Annotated in this window: 15 protein-coding genes and 3 pseudogenes; 7 read left to right on the forward strand and 11 right to left on the reverse strand. The window is 43.0% G+C overall.

Annotated features, from left to right (window positions below):
• Positions 1-35: 35 nt before the first annotated feature.
• Positions 36-870 (reverse strand): annotated as a pseudogene (gene nudC / locus EYR97_RS16795) (NAD(+) diphosphatase).
• A 213-nt stretch (positions 871-1,083) separates the two neighbouring features.
• Here nudC and rsd point away from each other — a divergent pair.
• From rsd to EYR97_RS16820, 5 genes are all read left to right on the forward strand, one after another.
• A complete protein-coding gene (gene rsd, locus EYR97_RS16800) occupies positions 1,084-1,530 on the forward strand; it encodes a sigma D regulator (RefSeq protein ID WP_131094817.1) in 447 nt (148 codons plus the stop codon).
• Between the two features lie 52 nt (positions 1,531-1,582).
• On the forward strand, positions 1,583-2,056 hold the full coding sequence (locus tag EYR97_RS16805; RefSeq protein WP_131094818.1) for a transcriptional repressor: 474 nt from the start codon (positions 1,583-1,585) through the stop codon (positions 2,054-2,056).
• Positions 2,046-2,510: a chemotaxis protein CheX gene (locus EYR97_RS16810; protein ID WP_131094819.1), complete on the forward strand. Its 465-nt coding sequence runs from the start codon at positions 2,046-2,048 to the stop codon at positions 2,508-2,510. The genes EYR97_RS16805 and EYR97_RS16810 overlap by 11 nt, the downstream gene beginning before the upstream one ends.
• Positions 2,500-2,937 carry a secondary thiamine-phosphate synthase enzyme YjbQ gene (locus EYR97_RS16815; protein ID WP_131094820.1) on the forward strand — a complete coding sequence of 146 codons (438 nt, stop codon included), beginning with the start codon at positions 2,500-2,502 and terminating at the stop codon, positions 2,935-2,937. Before EYR97_RS16810 ends, EYR97_RS16815 begins: the two co-directional genes overlap by 11 nt.
• Positions 2,938-3,039: 102 nt before the next feature.
• On the forward strand, positions 3,040-4,233 hold the full coding sequence (locus EYR97_RS16820; RefSeq protein WP_131094821.1) for an OmpA family protein: 1,194 nt from the start codon (positions 3,040-3,042) through the stop codon (positions 4,231-4,233).
• Between the two features lie 111 nt (positions 4,234-4,344).
• Here EYR97_RS16820 and dnaB read toward each other — a convergent pair whose 3' ends face one another.
• The 5 genes and pseudogenes from dnaB to EYR97_RS16845 all read right to left on the reverse strand — a co-directional run bounded on the left by dnaB (position 4,345) and on the right by EYR97_RS16845 (position 8,701).
• A complete protein-coding gene (gene dnaB, locus EYR97_RS16825; RefSeq protein WP_131094822.1) occupies positions 4,345-5,730 on the reverse strand; it encodes a replicative DNA helicase in 1,386 nt (461 codons plus the stop codon).
• A gap of 187 nt (positions 5,731-5,917) precedes the next feature.
• Positions 5,918-6,388, reverse strand: coding sequence for a hypothetical protein (locus EYR97_RS16830; RefSeq protein WP_131094823.1), 471 nt, complete (start codon positions 6,386-6,388; stop codon positions 5,918-5,920).
• 237 nt (positions 6,389-6,625) lie between these two features.
• The gene (locus EYR97_RS16835; protein ID WP_131094824.1) at positions 6,626-7,612 is read right to left on the reverse strand and encodes a DUF4097 family beta strand repeat protein; all 987 of its coding nucleotides are present in this window, start codon (positions 7,610-7,612) and stop codon (positions 6,626-6,628) included.
• Between the two features lie 13 nt (positions 7,613-7,625).
• Positions 7,626-8,133, reverse strand: a pseudogene (locus EYR97_RS16840) (hypothetical protein).
• Positions 8,126-8,701 carry an RNA polymerase sigma factor gene (locus tag EYR97_RS16845; RefSeq protein ID WP_131094825.1) on the reverse strand — a complete coding sequence of 192 codons (576 nt, stop codon included), beginning with the start codon at positions 8,699-8,701 and terminating at the stop codon, positions 8,126-8,128. The pseudogene EYR97_RS16840 and the gene EYR97_RS16845 overlap by 8 nt, the downstream one beginning before the upstream one ends.
• Before the next feature lie 122 nt (positions 8,702-8,823).
• Between EYR97_RS16845 and EYR97_RS16850 the strand changes: the two genes are divergently transcribed.
• Both EYR97_RS16850 and EYR97_RS16855 read left to right on the forward strand, forming a co-directional pair.
• A complete protein-coding gene (locus EYR97_RS16850; RefSeq protein WP_131094826.1) occupies positions 8,824-9,462 on the forward strand; it encodes an MOSC domain-containing protein in 639 nt (212 codons plus the stop codon).
• Between the two features lie 336 nt (positions 9,463-9,798).
• Complete coding sequence (locus tag EYR97_RS16855) at positions 9,799-12,075, forward strand: EAL domain-containing protein (RefSeq protein WP_131094827.1); 2,277 nt, start codon at positions 9,799-9,801, stop codon at positions 12,073-12,075.
• Between the two features lie 90 nt (positions 12,076-12,165).
• On the opposite strand, the gene EYR97_RS16860 is transcribed toward EYR97_RS16855, so the two are convergent.
• From EYR97_RS16860 to rpsR, 5 genes and pseudogenes are all read right to left on the reverse strand, one after another.
• The gene (locus tag EYR97_RS16860; RefSeq protein WP_242635064.1) at positions 12,166-13,329 is read right to left on the reverse strand and encodes an MBL fold metallo-hydrolase; all 1,164 of its coding nucleotides are present in this window, start codon (positions 13,327-13,329) and stop codon (positions 12,166-12,168) included.
• 87 nt (positions 13,330-13,416) lie between these two features.
• Positions 13,417-14,502, reverse strand: a complete 1,086-nt coding sequence (locus EYR97_RS16865; protein ID WP_131094828.1) for an efflux RND transporter periplasmic adaptor subunit — start codon at positions 14,500-14,502, stop codon at positions 13,417-13,419.
• An 11-nt stretch (positions 14,503-14,513) separates the two neighbouring features.
• Positions 14,514-17,639: an efflux RND transporter permease subunit gene (locus tag EYR97_RS16870; RefSeq protein ID WP_131094829.1), complete on the reverse strand. Its 3,126-nt coding sequence runs from the start codon at positions 17,637-17,639 to the stop codon at positions 14,514-14,516.
• Positions 17,640-17,945: 306 nt separating this feature from the next.
• Positions 17,946-18,399 (reverse strand): annotated as a pseudogene (gene rplI, locus EYR97_RS16875) (50S ribosomal protein L9).
• 26 nt (positions 18,400-18,425) lie between these two features.
• Entirely contained in the window at positions 18,426-18,653 is a 228-nt protein-coding gene (gene rpsR, locus EYR97_RS16880; protein WP_012519954.1) for a 30S ribosomal protein S18, read from the reverse strand.
• Between the last annotated feature and the right edge of the window lie 7 nt (positions 18,654-18,660).

The following is an 18,660-nucleotide window of genomic DNA, read 5'->3' on the forward strand; positions in this document are numbered from 1 at the left end:
CTAACTTCATTGAAACCCTGCTCCGGCAGGGTTTTTTATTTGTCGCTGATCAGAGACACCGTTTCAGCAATAAGCTGACCTGCAATTGAAACTTTCGGTGGAACGTTTGGCAATGCATGAGTATCAAACCATTGTGCATCGTCAATTTCGTTTTCTTGGCATCGGATATCACCACTGTCATATTCTGCAATAAAACCCACCATTAGTGAGTGAGGAAATGGCCAAGGTTGGCTGTTGAAATAACGCAGGTTTTTCACTTTCACCCCTACTTCTTCAAATACTTCCCGGTGAACTGCCTCTTCTAAACTCTCTCCACTTTCGACAAAACCTGCCAATGTAGAATACATGTTCGCTTCACGATGCCTGACGCCTCTGGCTAGCAGTAGTTTTTTCACGATTGTGAATCGACACAATAATACAAGGTGAAACGCGAGGATAACTGCGATGTTGACAACGGTGGCAATGTACGGCCATTTCCCAGTCAACACGGTCAGTTTTCGCACCGCACTGACCGCAATACTGATGAGTTCGCAGAAAGTGAATGTATTGCCAAGCACGACCAATTACCGAAAACGCAATATCTTGCTCAGTAACCAACAGTTGTCTCAGTGATACGCGCTCCCAACCAGCTTCTTCGATGTGCTCTGAGCCTAAATCAACCACAAAAACAGGAGTACTGCGATGCGCGCTTTCATTCAACGGAGGCAGTTGATGAATATCATCGGTATAGGATGCAAGGAAAGGAAGGTCATCAAAATAGGCAACGGGAATAGTTAAAGAGTTTTCCCTTATTACCAACTTCCCTCGACTAAACACAACCCACATGGCTTCACTGGCTTTAAGTTTGGCACCTGTCTGCTTAATCATCACGTTCTTATTACTCTTTTAGAATTACATCACGATAGCATATTTTCCGTATAGTCTTACAAAACAAATGAGGCAATTTGCGCGCAGATCGTTTTAACTATTAATGCGCAAAAGAAGTGATCAAGACCACCCTATTCTTTTTCGTGCAAAATTTGTGTCATAAGGGCACAGTGTTATACTTATAATCTATTGTCGCAAATCAGGTAACGGATCACTATGTTGCAACAGCTTGAGAGCGTAAAATCTAAATGGGGTGGAAAAAGCCATGTCATAGACAAATGGCTGCTTGAAAGGCAAGCATTGCTTATATCCTATTGTAAAATAGCAGGTATTAACGCACATCGAGACTGCCTACCTGATGCGGATGAAATTTCTGAATTTTGCGGCGCGTTGCTCGACTATTTGTCTGCTGGTCATTTTGAAATATTTGAAATATTGATAGAAGATGATGCTAGTGGGTTGACACTGAAAGATGAACTGTACCCACGCCTTGCCGAAACAACGGATGCTGCACTGTCGTTCAATGATGCATTTGCAGATGCAATATCACCTGAACAAGCGGCAAAACTCGATAAAGCACTGGCAAATCTTGGAGAAATACTAGAAGAGCGCTTTGCACTAGAAGATGAATTAATTGCCCACGTTCACAAAAATAAATCGTGAACAATCAATGGGCATCTTATAATAATGAAAGTCGACATATCGGTTTCTATAAATGAACAAAACCACACTTATTCATAAAGCTCGCGCATATTGTGAGCAACGCGGGGCGCGTTTTACACCATTAAGAGAAAAAGTATATGAAATTCTCGTGGAAAAGCATGGACCAATGGGAGCCTATGAGCTACTTGATTCGCTAAAAGAAACCGAGTCGAGCGCCAAACCTGCTACGGTTTATCGCGCTCTCGACTTTCTCCTCGACTTTGGACTTATCCACAGACTTGAATCAACAAACGCGTTTGTGGCGTGCTATCACTTTGGATGTAACCACCCAGTACAGTTTTTAATTTGCGACAGCTGCGGTGATGTTGCTGAAATTCAGTCAGAAGGCCTTCAAGAAACATTAGAAAAGCAGGCGCAGCAGCATGGATTTCGCGTATCTAAACAAACGATAGAAGCGCACGGACACTGTGCCGAATGCCAACAAACGGAAGATCCCTCTCTTAAGGAGAATGTACATGAATGCTGATTTTGTGAACCCGTTTATTGCAGGTTTGCTAAACGTTATGGAAACCATGGCGCAAACAAAGCTGACTCCAGGTAAGCCCAAGCGAAAGCAAAGTGATTTTGCAAAAGGCGATGTATCTGGACTTATTGGTATGGTAGGTCCCAATGTACGTGGGTCTATGTCTATTACGTTTGATGAATCACTGGCCCTCACCATTATGGAAAGAATGGTGGGTGAAAGGCCGGCCAAGTTAGATGCAGAAGTTGGTGATATGGTTGGTGAAGTCACCAATATGATTTGTGGCAATGCCAAACGCGACCTCGCTGAACGCGGTTACGAGTTTGGTATGGCTACGCCTATTGTTGTTTCTGGGAAACAACACACTATAAGTCATCAAGTCGATGGCGCTAAGATAATTCTTCCATTTATGTGTGATGAAGGCTTAGCGCACTTGGAAATCTGCTTTGACAAATAATTACTGGCAGTCTGAAAAAATTACACTTAATAGCTATCCGCGTGGGTTTCATCTCATCACCGACCACATTCTGGCCGCACTTCCTTCCATTCGAGATGTTGAGGTGGGCCTTCTTCATTTGTGGCTTCAACATACCAGCGCCAGTCTAACGATAAACGAAAATGCAGATCCCACTGTAAGACAAGATATGGAAGCGTTTATCAATTACTCTGTAAATGAAGACCTCTCTTTTTACCAGCATACGTATGAAGGTAAAGATGATATGCCAGCCCACATAAAATCGAGTATACTAGGTTGCCAGTTGACGATACCCGTTCAGCAGGGCAGGCTTGCGCTCGGCACATGGCAAGGTATTATGCTCGGCGAACACCGGGATCACGGTGGAAAAAGAACAATTGTTGCCACATTACAAGGGATGACAGTTTAACCCATATTATAAAATGGCACAGCTTGTGCTAGCTATTTAGCTAACTACAACACTAAAATTATCAAACACAGATAATCACTCAACGTTAAACAGGATGTGACTATGAAAAAACATTTTAAAATGGCAGCAGTTTCGCTTGCTGTGATCGCTTCGGCTAACGCATTTGCTCAAGACAGTTCTGAGCCATCTTATAGACATTGGGGTGGTATCTCAGGTGTTTACTACAACACTGACCCAGATCGCCCTATGCCGGTCAACGACACCTATGATAATGGCAGAGGCATCGCGTTTGAATACGGCTTCCGTTTTACCCAAAGCTGGGCTGCTCGTGTAGAATTTACATCATTGTCTTTGGACTACGCTTCATCGGGCGATGACGAGACGGGTGAAATGGTAGGTGTCGATGCACTTTATTTTCTACCAAATGACTCGTTATATATTTTCGGTGGTGTAAAACGCCAAGCAGTTGGTGACTCAACTACGCTTGGTAATCTAGGTCTTGGTAAGCATTGGAACCTTTCTGAAAAAGTTAAATTGATTACTGAAGTAGCTGCTTATCAAGATTTCGGTGAAGATTACGATGATTACAGCTTTAAAGTAGGCCTTGCTATTCCATTTGGTAAGAGTACACCTTCTGCACCAAGAGACAGTGACAACGATGGTGTAGTTGATGGTAAGGATCAGTGCCCAATGACACCTGCTGGTTTACGTGTTGATGCAACGGGTTGTTCTATTGACGACGATAAGGACGGCGTTCTTAACACTGTTGACCAATGCCCTAACACTCCAGTAGGCACGAAAGTTGACGCCAAAGGTTGTGCATTGAAAGATGCCGATAACGATGGCGTTGCTGATAGCAAAGACATGTGCCCAGACACACCAGCTGGTGTGAAGGTAGACGCTAAGGGTTGTACTGTATTTGATGAAGAAACAGTAGAAATTACATTACGCGTTCTATTCGACAACGAAAGTGCTGTCGTTAAAATGCCTAAAGACCCAGAAATCTCTGAGTTTGCTGAGTTCATGAAGCAGTATCCTTCAACAACTGCGTTGATTGAAGGTCACACTTCAGCGCCAGGTACAGAAGCGTATAACATGGACCTTTCAAAACGTCGTGCAACTAACTTCAAGAAAGTTATGGTGGACATGTATGGTATTGAAAGCAACCGTCTAGACACAGTTGGTTACGGTGAAACTCGTCTACTTGACTCAGCAAACAATGCTGAAGCTCACCGTGTTAACCGTCGCATATCAGTGACAGTAAAAGAGACAGTAAAAGTAGCTGAAGAAAAGTAATTCAGTTGATTTGACGAGAAAGGCGCCCTAGTGGCGCCGTTTTTTATTAGAGCATGTTGACCTTTGCGGTTTATTTTTGCCGCAAAGTGTCCCTAAAAAGATCAATATGCTCTAGTATTCGTCAGCGATTGCTGGACCCGCATAGTTATCAAAGCGGGAAAACTGACCTTGGAAGGTTAAGCGGCAGGTACCGATTGGACCATTACGTTGCTTACCGATAATGATTTCAGCAATACCCTTATCTTCACTGTTTTCGTGATATACCTCATCGCGATAAATAAACATAATAAGGTCGGCATCCTGCTCGATAGAGCCCGATTCACGAAGATCAGAGTTAACCGGCCGCTTATCTGCCCGTTGCTCTAGCGTACGGTTAAGCTGAGAAAGAGCAACAACCGGAACTTCTAACTCTTTCGCCAACGCCTTTAACGAGCGTGAGATTTCAGCAATTTCAAGCGTACGATTATCACTTAACGACGGCACTCGCATTAGCTGAAGGTAATCCACCATAATAAGGCTAATTCCTCCACGCTCTCGAGCGAGCTTTCTCGCGCGGCTTCGTACATCCATGGGTGTAAGACCTGATGAATCATCCACAAACAAGCTATCTTTGTCTTTAAGCATCGCCATGGTATTAGATATTCTCGCCCAATCCTCATCGTCTAGTTGAGCTGTTCTAATCTTTGTCTGATCGACACGGCTTAACGATGCCAACATACGCATCATAATTTGCTCTGAAGGCATCTCTAAGCTGAATACAAGTACCGGCTTATCTTCTGCCATCATTGCATTCTCGACCAAGTTCATTGCAAACGTGGTTTTTCCCATTGAAGGACGCGCCGCCACAATGATCAAATCTGATGGTTGCAAGCCACTGGTTTTTTTATCTAGGTCTGTAAAACCAGTAGTAACCCCTGTTACTTCTTTATTGGTTTTTACTAACTCTTCAAGTCTGTCTATGGTTTTTCCCAAGACAGACTCAACATTTCGCGGCCCTTCATTTTCGCCAGTTCTTCGCTCAGCAATTTCAAAAACTTTACTTTCAGCTAAATCCAGAATATCTGCGCTGTCTCTGCCCTCGGGGTTATAACCGATCTCTGCAATTTCATGCGCAACACCGATAAGTTCACGGGTAATGGCCCGTTCACTAATAATTTGAGAATACGAGGCTACGTTGGCAGAACTGGGTGTATTTTTGGCTAATTCACCAAGATAGGCAAACCCTCCTGCATCGTCTAACTCATCATGCTTCTCCAGTTCTTCTGAAACCGTGATGAGATCAATAGGAAGACTGCGGTTGAGTAAGCGGGTGATTGCTCGGAAAATAATTTGGTGTGAACGATTGTAAAAGTCGTTATCGGTGACTAACTCTGCGACTTTATCCCAACTTTCAGGATCAATAAGCATGCTACCTAAAACAGACTGCTCCGCCTCGATACTGTGAGGTGGAACCTTCAATTTTTCTACATTCTTATCGCCTTGAGGAGCAGATGCCACGTAACAACCTATATTCTTGAGCAAAAACCAGTGGGATATTATGCGCTTTTAACGCGTTCTGCTCAACAAACGAAGGAAAGGAATTGGCTTAAATATTTAAATTGGATAGGTAAAAATTAGCGCATTCAACATAGAGCGTATGTTGGCTTTTTATACCCTAAAAACAAAAATACTGATTCAAAAACAGTTATAACGTTTTCTCTAATTTGAAAAATGTGCCATCAACAAGTGTATAAGCGTGAGTATTTTCCTGAAATAACATTAATGACCCCAATGAAAATTCACCATCCTCACAAGTGAGAGTGACTTGTGTGACACGTTCATTAGAAAAACCGAGCTCTTGTATAGAAACCTTATAGCTTGATTGAAAATCATCTACTTTAAGCTTCTCAGACTTATAAACGGGCGATTGACACACGTGTTGGTCTAATTTTGCTGATTGAGGCGTATAGGTAACAGAACTCCCTAAGAAGTGCGCGGCTTGTTCTTTTGAATGGGCTGAAATGCCTGGTTGGTAAGCTTTGGTAACTACCCAAGTTCCTTCATAGAAAGCCGGCTCTTGTACTGCGCAACCTAACGCCAAGACCGACACGCTCAGAGCTCCTAAAACCAAGCCGTGTAATCGCCAAAACCGTTTGGCGTGCCCTACTAAACTCAATGTGCTCTCCACTGTCTGTGATCCCTTTCTACACACTTACTTAAGCGAACCGAAAAAATGACAATGATTCAGAGTAGTAGAATAAAGAAATGTTGCTTCTTGCGCGTTCAAACGCCCCATTTTAACGACTAAAAAGCAACAAGCTGCCGATGACGGCAGCTTGTTGCGCGTTGATTAATTAATATGGACTAAAATCTTTTTTTCAACCTATCTCGACGATTAAATATCCATATCAACTTACTTTTCCTCTATAACAATTCGTCCATGTACTGTTGATATATCTACATTTGCAGCGCCACCATTATTAATAAATTGCAAGCTACTGCTTGGTCCATACTTAGCTTTTTTCACGCTATCATCACTGATTTTGTTGATGATATCGCCTCCAGCATGAGCTTCAATATCAAATTGCGCAGACACGCCTTTTTGAAAGACTAGCTCTATAGTGCCACCAACGGAATTGGCCTTCACACTACCGTTTTTGTTCACTGTCATGTTGGCCAACGTGCGGCCATTCACTGTGTTAATCTGAAGAGCATCAATTTTTTGTAGCTTAAGTTCAATGCGCCCATTAACCGTTTCAACCTGAACTTCGGGGCTATTGGACTCTACACTTACCTTACCGTTAACCGTTGCAACAGAAATCTCTTCACGCCCAGTATGCTTAACATGAATATCACCATTGACGGCTTCTGCCTCTAAATGACCGTTTACGTCAATCAACTCAATGTCACCATTAACTGACTCTACTTCCACTTTGGTGCCGACGTTTTTAACCGAGACACCACCATTTACCACTTCAATATCAACAGCTTTGGTTATACCCTCTACATTTACATCAGCATTGACTGCGGTGTAATGAAGGTCACTGCTTGCTGGTACATAAATAGTTAAATCGTCACCGTCTTTGCTCTTCTTAAACCAATTTCTGTCATGACGCTCCACTTCAACGTGGATGACAACTACATCACCGCGCTTTTCAAACACAAACTCTTCGGTATCATCACCGAGCTCACCGGTTACTCGCACTTGCGGTTTATCCCATACGCGAATATCTGCTTTACCGTTTACATGCTCTATGTCCAGTTTGGGCGAAGTTGATGTATCTAGTGTGCTATCAACTTGTTCACCCGCCAATGCGCTTAAAGAAAAAGTAAGTAAAAGTGCTGCACCGACGCTTTTGGTTACATGCTGAGAGAACATTGTGATCTTATTACCTGTCATAGTTATACCCTTATTAAATTTGCTGCCACTTTGGCGCGTGCACTCGCTCAATTAAGGCAATTTGCTGTTGATATACATGATGTAGCATTTTGATTAACGCTGAATTATCTGGATCTTCTTGCAATGCAGCTTTAATTGCATCTGCGGCGTCGTCTAACTCTTTTAATTGTTGCTGCCAGTCTTCTGTCAAAGCGGGTGTGCTTTGATAACTGGCAAGCAAACTACTTACTTGTTGTTGCTGCTGAGAACTCATGGCATCGATTAGCGCATAGCTATCATTCATTGATTGGTCAGCTCTATAGGCGAACGGCGCAGTTAGCCACAATACAGTGACTAAGCAGACACTTGCCGCAATAGCAAACCATTGTCGGTTACTCACACCGGCTACCTGTGTACTCGTTGATACCTCTCTTTGCGCTTCGATGCCAAGCTCTACGCCTCGCCACAAGTCGCGCTCAGGTTTTTTTTACTTTACTTAAATTAGCGATATGCTGAGATAGCTTGTCATCAAAATCACTCATCTTCATACCCCATAAAATCTTTTAATAACTGTTTAGCCCGAAAAAACTGTGCTTTACTCGACCCTACTGCCATATTCAACATAGTGGCGACTTCTTCGTGCCTATACCCTTCTAGTGCGTGTAGAACGAACACCATACGTGCTCGCTCGGGTAGTCGAACAATTAAGCCCTCTAAATCAATATCGGTACTATTCGATTCAGCGGCCATTTCATAAATACCACTTGCTTCTAAGTTGAACATCCGCTGTACCCATCCCTTTTGCTTGCGCATATACGAGATAGTGATGTTAGCTGTCACGCTGTGTAGCCACGTCGAAAACAGACTTTGACCGTCAAAATTGTCGAGCTTTTTCCACACTTGAATAAAGACCTCTTGAGAGGCGTCTTCAGCCATACCTTTTTCACCTGTAAGCCGATAACACAAAGCGTACACACGAGCGATATGCATTTCATACAGCGAGTGAAATGCTTGCTTATTGCCCCGTTTCGCAGACGAAATTAACGCCTCTTCGCTTTGGTTACCAAACACCACATCGGCGTGAACTACACGTTGTTGGGTGTGTTCCATCGTATTCTCTTAAAGTTATGAACTTATGTGCTTTTTTATTGCAGCACTTGTTTGTGTTATAGAGTTAGTCGTACCCTATAGGAGAAAGGTTTAAATGCACAAAATATTTTTTTGGAGAAACCATGTCACCAACCTTTAAAGTAAGTGGGTTATTTGCCGGCAAGCCTCAACCAATGGGCCCTAGAGGTGCACCAAGCAGTATTGTAAAAAGTGCGATAAATGCATTAACCGTGCATATTGATGGTACCGATGAAGATGAACAAGCAAATAAAAAGCTTCATGGCGGACCGGAAAAAGTCCTACATCAGTTTTGCCCTACGAACTATCTCACACTGGCGAAACACTTCCCAGAAGGTAACTTCGAAATAGGAAGTATTGGAGAAAACATCAGTGTAGAAGGCATGGATGATGCTACTGTCTATATTGGTGATATTTGGCAATTTGGTGAAGTGGAACTACAAGTCAGTGCCCCAAGAGCTCCATGTATTAAAATCTCTCAGCGTTTCGACATACCTAATTTAGATCGCTTCGTAGGTGAGCGCGGCATTACAGGTTGGTACTACCGGGTAATCAAAACAGGCGTAATTCACCTTGGCGATACGGTTACATTACTTAGCCGCGAAGACGACACCACGGACGTACACACGCTAATGCAATGTGCCCACAACAAGACAGATAAAGCCTTAGCGGCAAAGCTCGCAGCATTAGACACGCTTGATGATGAATGGCGTTTAAAGTGCGAAAAAATTACGAACAAATAGCCTTGCCATACCCTAGGGGGCGTGTATCTTTGTTTTTTGTGTTGGCGGTCAAAATTGTCCATCGCAAGGTGTTACTGACGCAATTTGGTTGCCCAAATAAGCCAGTTACAACAAAGTGGGGGCAATTAAATGCCCTATCAGCGTGTATATTGTTTTTATCTTAATTAGAAACTACTATTTGATGTAAAACTGACTACCTTGTTAGTGTTTTATTAAACTTACATCAGTTTCAAGTAGACCCCTTACACGCAAGCAAGACGTTACAAAGTAATATAAGAATGTGTATTTGCGGCACTTTGTCCGAGGCTGGTAATTGAAGAGTGACTAACGCTTTATATGGCATTTTTGAAGAAGAATATCTGGCTCGGCTTTCAATTGGTTGCCGCTATATGGTTATCGCTTTTCCTTGTCGCCACCTATTTATCCTACAACAACGTTTATGGCGACGTTGAAAACCAATTGAAAAGCCTAACTAAAACTAATGCTAATTCAATTAAAGCGGTACTCCAAAAATATGAAGTCGCACTCGACTTACTGTCTGTTGAAATGGCGCACTATGATTACACGATAACCAATACACCAATTACTAATTTAATAGACTCTATCATGACCATAGATGACTCTTTGTTAGCTATCGGTATTTTTGACGTGAATGGCGCGCCTCTTCTTTCAAACTCATCCACGCCATTAGAAGAGGGATTTAATCTACTTAAAATCTCATTTACTAGGGCGACATTCTTACACACACTTCAGGTTCAAGAGCCCGTTATAGGTAGGACCTATTTCGTTCAGTCACTTCAGAAGTTTGTGATCCCTATTCGCAAAGCTGTTCGCAACGAAAATGGAGAAGTGGTCTTTGTGCTTACCCTAGCTTTAGATATGCACAAAGAATTTAATTTCCTGTCGTCTAACAATGAAGATATTGAGATTTACGACACGTATATTTTTAGAGATTTTGATAGATTTTTTATGCTGGCCCCAGTAGCAAAAATATACGACAAAGAGAGCTACCAAGTGCCAATATCGGAAAAATCTGTCAAGCAAGGGCTTAGTGCTCTTCTTAGTCAATTACCGTTTACGTTAGAAGAAATAAAAGAGAAAGAGTTGGTTATCACCCACCAGTCGCAAACACCTCAAGGCTATGGGCTTGTAGCAAGTACCTACTTTAAGGATTATCAACTGTGGTTGAGTACCAATGTAAGCTTGGATACGGTTAAAGCAATATTTTTCAAGAAAGTGCTTTTTTTAGTCACCCTGTTCTTTACTTCGCTGGGGATTATCTTCGCACTATTTAAAAAAATAGCCGATGCAGAAGAAAAAAAGCAAACCGCATTAAGCTTCCAAGCCACTCACGATTTTTTAACCAATATTCACAACCGCTTCTTTTTGAAGGAGCAAGAATCGCATATTAATCAATCCACAAATCCCTATGTGGTTTTTTTAATTAACTTAGACCGATTCAAGAGTATTAACGAAAAATTTGGGCACGACATTGGTGATCGCGTTCTGTGTGAAATTTCAACGAGGCTAACTAACTACAAGTCACCTAATGACATACTAGTTCGTTATGGAAGCGATGAATTTCTAATAGTGAGTTACTCCGCTGCTGTTGCTAATTTAAACGAAACATGCGCAGCGCTTTCTAAAGTCATTAAGCAACCCTTCCCATGGAAAGATATTCAATTTGAAATCACCACCAGCGTTGGTATATCTAGCTATCCACAAGACGGTAATAGCCTAAATGATATTATTTCTAACGCAGACCTTGCCTTGCATGAGGCGAAGAAATGCAGAGATTCGCACGTCGTTTACACCAACACGTTAAAAGAACAGTTGGCGTTTAGATTACAAGTGGAGCAAGAACTAAAAACAGCGCTAGTAAACAACGAGTTGTATATGGTTTATCAGCCTCAAATAAAATACGACGGACAGCTTCACGGTGTAGAAGCACTCATTCGCTGGGACAACAAATCACTCGGTAGTATTCCACCTTTCAAGTTTATTCCCATCGCAGAGTCACTGGGTATTATGCCAAGTTTAGGGCTATTTATTTTGAGGGAATCCATTAGGCAAATTGTCGAACTTTGTCAAAAGACACACAAGAATATAAATCTTTCGGTCAATATCTCTGTATCGCAATTTATGCAGCCCGATTTCTATTATCACGTGAAAAACGCGCTAAGTGAATTTGGTTTCTCGCCTAGTCACTTGGTTTTAGAAATAACGGAAAGCATGTTCATTGAAGATGTTCAAAAGATAATTCGCGTGATTGATAAACTAAAGACCCTTGGCGTCAAAATTTCCCTTGATGACTTTGGTACTGGCTACTCGTCACTAAGCTCATTAAAAGAACTCGCCATTGATGAACTAAAAATAGACAAGAGTTTTGTGGACGACATAGGGTTTGATGAGGATGCTCGCTCTATGATCAAAGGTATATTGACCATATCTGAGAACTTAAATATTGAAACCGTTGCCGAAGGTATTGAGAACATTGAACAGCTTGCTCTTTTAAAAGCAATGAACTGTTCGATTTATCAAGGCTATTACTTTTCAAAGCCGCTTAAGATAGATGCGCTTTATTCGTTTTTAGATAACGTTCAAGTTCACTAGCTAGCTATTTAACTCAGATGATTCAAATCATTCACAAGGCACACATTTCTCTTTTTGCTAACAAGAGAGCGTACTGAAACACAGCGTATTTTAAAACGACACTGAGTCTCCTTCATTTAGCACATACCACGGAATGGGCGTATTGAGTTTATCTTTCATATGTAATAAACGAAACAATGCTGAGTGAGACGTTTTATCGCCCATACGCCAACTCGAATTTCCATAACCCCATGGTATTACTACACCACATTGTAAGTCCTCTGCGGCAGTAATAGCGTCCTCAGGTGTAGTATGTACTTTGCGGTAAAATTTAGGTGACTCCTCACTAAAATAAGAAGCAATGGGTAACAAACACACATCAATATCGCCAAACCTTTCATGAATGTCTTTAAAGTGAGGGGAGTACCCCGTATCACCGGCGAAAAACAAGGTTTTTCCATTGTTTTCTAACACCCAACCGCCCCACAAGGTGGCATTGTTATCTTCATGAATAAAGGGCACCAAAATACGATTACTGAAATGATGAGCAGGAACAAAGTGCGCGGTTGTCTGACTGACTTTTTGTGAGGCGTACCAAGCCATTTCCTTAATAGTAAACCCACCTTTGGGGAAATGCTCAGCAAAACCTAATGGCACCAAGTACGTCGGTGTATTACCAAGCTCGCCAATATCATCTTTGTTAAAGTGGTCATAGTGAATATGCGAGTAAAGTACTGCATCGGTTTGCGCTTTTTTCTCGTGACTTAAAGGCACTGCAGGATTGCGATTAAACCCTTCCGCAAGCCTGAAAGCCCAGTTTACAGGCCAATCAAATTGCTCAAATACAGGGTCGATTAAAAACTGCTCGCCGCTTGGCGTATCAATGACGAAGCTTGCATGACCAAGCCATGTAACCGTATAGCCAGTATCAAGACTAACCTTAGGATGCTCCCCGTTATACAAACAACTTTGCATTTCTTCTTTGCAAGAAATTATAGGATTAGCTGGGTAACAGTCGTCTTCGCATGTAACTGGGTAGTCATCGAACTCACCATAGATATTGGTGAATCTGTCTTCATACCCTTCTACATCGGCATAGTTGATGACTGAGTCATCATGTATCACTTTCTCTACGTGGTTTTGACTCGCACAGCCTAATAGCGCACTTACCAATACTGTGAGCGCGCCCTTCTTTACCAACTTCACCACCTTTACTATCTTTACCGATTGCCACGCTTGCGTGAGAGTAAGTCGACGATTTGCCATTAGTTGCATTGCAAAATCTTCCTGATAAACGTCATCTAAAAGGTCGCACTTTACCCAATTTAAAAAACTATTACTTCGAATAAGCGTAAGGAAATATTAATTTTTCGCCGTTAACGTGTCTGTTGATTCTTCAAAGCGCACTTTCTGACCTTCTCGTAACCGCTCAGCACCGCGAACTACCACGTATTGAGCGGGATTAACCTCTCCAAAAACCTCAATTCTATCGCCTATGCCAACGCCGGTTCTCACTTTCACTTGTTGCGCTTCATTATTTTCATTGAGTTGATAAATATAGGTGCCCGACTTACGCAGAACCAATGCATCACGATGAATGGTTAAGCCCTCGTGGGTGTCGCTACTTGGAATAGCTACACGTACCGCGCTACCAATGGGAAAGTCGCCTTGATTCATAGCAATACGCAACTCCATCATTCTGGAGTTTTGATTACCCACAGGTACGATAGCCCGAATGACTTCTTCTACTTGATTGAGTTTACCTTGCACATTAACCGTCATACCACTTTGAATATATGGCAAAACAGAAAGCGGGGCACGAACTTGTACTTCGACATTCTCAGGATTAACCACGCGCAATAACGTTTGGCCAATCGCTGTATATTCGCCTGGCGACTGCAAGCGTTCGACCACAAGTGCCGTAAACGGTGCCGTTACATTACTTTGGGCAATTTGATATGCAGTGAACTCCAAGTCTAACTTCGCTTGTGCAAGCTCTTGCTTAGCGTTTTCCAAATCTGCTTCTACCGCTTCAAGTTCACCGCGAGAGGTATTGTTACTCGCTTGCAGGTCTTTGTAACGGGCAAGACGTTTTTCAAATAAAGTAACCTGCGATTCCCACTTCGCGATATTTGATTTATTTTGACCAAGCGTAATCGTAAGTCGCGTATCATCAACTGCAACTAGCGGCTTACCTGCTTCAACCACATCACCGACTTCAGCCATCCAAGTAATGCGCCCGTTAACTTCTGATGCTAGGTTCGCGTCAGTTTGAGACAACACCGTACCAGGCACCCAAGTAAGTTGTGATATTGCTTGCTCTCTCGCTTCATCAACCTGAACAAGTACAGGTGGCGGTGTATTCTCTTGGGCCAGTGCAACACCAGATGACGCTACAGCAACCCAAGCACAAGCGCTGATAAGTGAAGTTTTCATTAATGCTTTCATTTTTCTAGTCCTTATAAGTGGTCACTGTGTTTGTCTAATTTTGCCGATTGCGGCGTCAGTCCACCTACGTGGTGATTCTTTATTTCAACTGTCTTTTTCGTTGCCGTCATGCGCAGTAATGTGGGTAACAATAGCAGCGTGAAAATGGTGCTTACCGTCATACCACCTACGATTACCGCAGCTAACCCGCGATATATAACACTTCCTGCACCAGGCATGAGTAAAAGGGGCAACATGCCAAAAATAGATGTAAGTGTACTCATGAAGATTGGACGAAGACGCAGTTGAATCGCTTGTTCAACGGCTTCATCTCGCGTGAGGCCATCTTGTTCACCCAGTCGAGTTTGGTGAACAAGCAAGATGGCATTATTCACTACCAAACCAAGTAAAATGATGAAGCCAATCATGGTGAGTAAATCCATAGGCTGGAAGGTGAAAACATTCATTATGCGAATGGCAAGCACCCCACCCACTGTGGCAAGCGGAATAGATAGAACAACTAAGACACTGTCTTTCAATGATTTAAAAAGCCCAGCCATAAGAAGAAGTAGCAAGACCATGGCGAATAGGAAATTATCCGTCATTGAAGAAATTGCACCTTTAAGGCTACCTGCACTCCCGCCATAGGCAATAGAGCCATCCGTCGGCATCATTGCCATTATGGCGGGTTCCACCTCAGCTTGGATCACCTTCATCGTCTCTTCAAGGCTCATGCCTTCAGGCGGATTTACATTCAATGTAAGTGTACGGCGACCGTCTATACGTTGAATACGACTGGGCCCTACTGCCCGTTGAATATCAACCAGCTCGTTTAGTTGAACAACTTCGCCAACTGGGGTCATGATAGGCGTACTCCCTAAATCTTCAGGCGTTAGCCAAGGCTCTGAGCGGAATATAATATTCATACGCTTTACGCCATCGAAGTACTCGCCAACATACATTCCATCGCCCATTGCACGGACTAAGTTACCCATACCACCGCGATTGAGCCCAACTTCCATCATGCGACTGTCATTAGGAGAAAAACGCAATTCTGGTTCAGATTGTTCTAGCGGTGGATTAGAGCGTGCATTTGCGTTGGGAAATACCTCACGTAACTTATCTAAACCTGCTTGAGCAGCTACACCAAGCATGTCTTGATCTACACCTTGAAGGTGAATATTGATGGAGCGCCCATTGCCAAACCCACCGAATAAATTACCTTGCTGTGCAAACGCTTGAGTATCAGGAAGGTCCTTGAGGATTTCGTCGCGAACGATCGCTTCGAGCTCTTTTACTTTAGATTGGTCTTTTGCCCGCACACCTAAGGTACCGCCGTTCGGCCAAGTGATAATGTAGTAGTTTTTCAATGCGGGCTGCTTTTCACCATCCATGTAAGGTTTCAAACGTTCCACGATGACTGGGATCACCTCTTCAGAGATAAAGTTTTCACTTGCTCCTGCGGGTAACATCAAGAAAGCATCAACGGCATCGCGTTTTACCGGTGGAAGGTAATCCATGGAAGGCATCATCAAAACGCTTCCTGTGATGGGTACACCCATAAGTGTTAGTACCATCAATACACGACGCAGCGGCGTAGAGGAGAGTTTCATAATTGCTTTGGTAACTTTTGCCCACACCCGTTGCAGACTATCTTCTGGCATTTCACCATTGAGATAACGGGCTGCAACAACCGGCAACACCGTTACAGCCACCACTAGTGACATACACACTGCAATAGCTATGGTTAGCGCCAAGTCGGCAAAAAGCTGACCTTCAACATCCTCCAAGAACATAACGGGTATGAATATGGCAACGGTGGTAGCTGTTGACGCCATCAAAGCACCAAAAACTTCTTTCGTTCCTTTGTGTGCACTTTCTTCGTCACTACCCACACTTTTGCGAGTACGGACAATGTTTTCGAGTACCACAATGGCGGCATCTAAAACCATACCTACAGCAAACGCCAACCCAGCGAGTGAAATGATGTTTAACGAACGTCCCGTTATCTGAAGCACAACAAACGTACTTAGCAGAGAGATAGGAATTGCCAAAGCAACAATAAGCGTTGCACGTAGCTGGCGCATGAATAGCCACAAGATACCAATTGCTAGTAATACACCAATAAATAGGTTGCTGGTTACCAATTGCACTGCGCGATAAATGAATACTGATGCATCAAAGCTTTGCGCCATCACAAGCTGCCCGGCCGCTAAGTCCTTTTCATTAATTTCAGCGACTTTCGCTTTTACCGCCTCAAGGGTAGCAAGTACGTTAGCGTTGTTTTGTCTATCGACACGAATAGAAATGGCAGGGTTACCGTTTTGTACACTGTAGTTAGCGCCATCAGCTCGCGTAATTTTAATCTCAGCGATGTCGTTCAGTGTAATTGGGCTACCATTGCGCCACTCCAATATCATTTCGCCCATCTGGGCGGGCTGATAACGGCCTTCAAAACGCAAGGTGTAGCGTCTTCGTCCAACATCAACAAAGCCACCAGATATATCATTGGCTCTTCCAAGTTCATTAGCTACTGCGGTTAAATCAATACCGAGCTGGGCGGCCTTGAATGGGTCAAATACAATTTGAAATTCTTCAACACCACCCACACCACTTTCCATACGTGCACGGGCTACTCCGGGTATAGACTCTAGTTGCGGCTTAATCACATCAGTGAAATAAGTAACATAAGAGTTAATTTCATTGGGGTTACCCGGTAGACGCTGTAAAAAGAAATAGGTTAATGCAGGGGCATCGCCACCACTGCCCGCCAGCATAATGTTGGGTGATAGTGCATCCCTTGGTAGCGGTGGTACGCGATTCATGCGGCTTATCACTTCAATCAGTGTTTTTTGCATATCGGTACCAAGACTAAACTCAAGGTTTATCCACGCATTACCCTGATTTGACCAGGCGCTCATAGATTCAAGACCCGGTATGCCTTGAAGCACTTCTTCTTGAGGCTCAATAATTTCAGATTCAATTTCTTGGGGCGAAGCTGCACGCCAAGACGTCTGAATATTGATGTTCGGTCGTTCAATGTCGGGGAACAGTTGAACAGGTAAATTAAACAAGCTGTATAACCCAAGAAACACCAATAAGGTGATTCCAATGCCTACCCCAGTTGCGTTTTTTATTGCTGCACGAGTGATATCCATAATTCGGTACTTATGCGTTTTATAGTTCGATGTACTATAGGTCGCACGAATGACAGAAAAAGTTTAAAGCTACGATAAGAAGATTTTTAGCGACTATTAACATTTCATTTAAATGTTGCTTAACAAACGTTATTTATCGCAGATGAGTGGACTTGGATTATGGGTAATTTGTCGAGATTGGAAATGAATTTTTACATTCTTGATGAACGGACTACGGGGCAAATAACAGCAAAAATACATTTCACCACATTGTTTGAGGCATAAAAAAACCGCTCAAAAGAGCGGCTTTTTCAAAAACGTCAACGCTTACGCTTCAGCAATGATGATCACTTTGATAGAAGTGACTACCTCAGAGTGAAGTTGTAGGTCGATGTCGTACTCACCAGTTTCACGAAGTGTACCAGTAGGTAATTTAACTTCTGCTTTTTCTACCGCTACGCCGCCAGCAGTGATTGCTTCAGCGATGTCGCGAGTACCAACAGAACCAAACAGTTTACCTTCGTCACCAGCAGGTGCTGCAATTGTAACTTCAGCCAGTTCGTTGAGTTTTTTCAGCGCGTGCATTTGCAGCAGCTAGCTGCTCAGCAATTTTCGCTTCTAGTTCAGCACGACGTGCTTCGAACTTCTCAACGTTGTCTTTAGTTGCAGGAACCGCTTTACCCTGTGGGAAAAGGAAGTTACGAGCGTAACCAGACTTTACAGTCACTTGGTCGCCCAGGCCGCCAAGGTTGGCGATTTTATCTAGTAGGATGATATTCATCTTAGCTAACCCTTATTTTCGCCAAATTACTTGTGTGAATCAGTGTACGGAAGCAACGCAAGGAAACGTGCGCGCTTGATCGCAGAAGACAGCTGACGCTGATATTTTGCGCTTGTACCAGTAATACGGCTAGGGACAATTTTACCGCTCTCAGTGATGTAGTTCTTAAGAGTAGCGATATCTTTGTAATCAATCTCAGTCACACCTTCTGCAGTGAAACGGCAGAACTTACGACGTCTGAAAAAACGAGCCATGGGTGAT

Source organism: Alteromonas sp. KUL42 (assembly GCF_006538325.1).
In the GTDB taxonomy this organism is placed as follows: Bacteria; Pseudomonadota; Gammaproteobacteria; order Enterobacterales; family Alteromonadaceae; genus Alteromonas.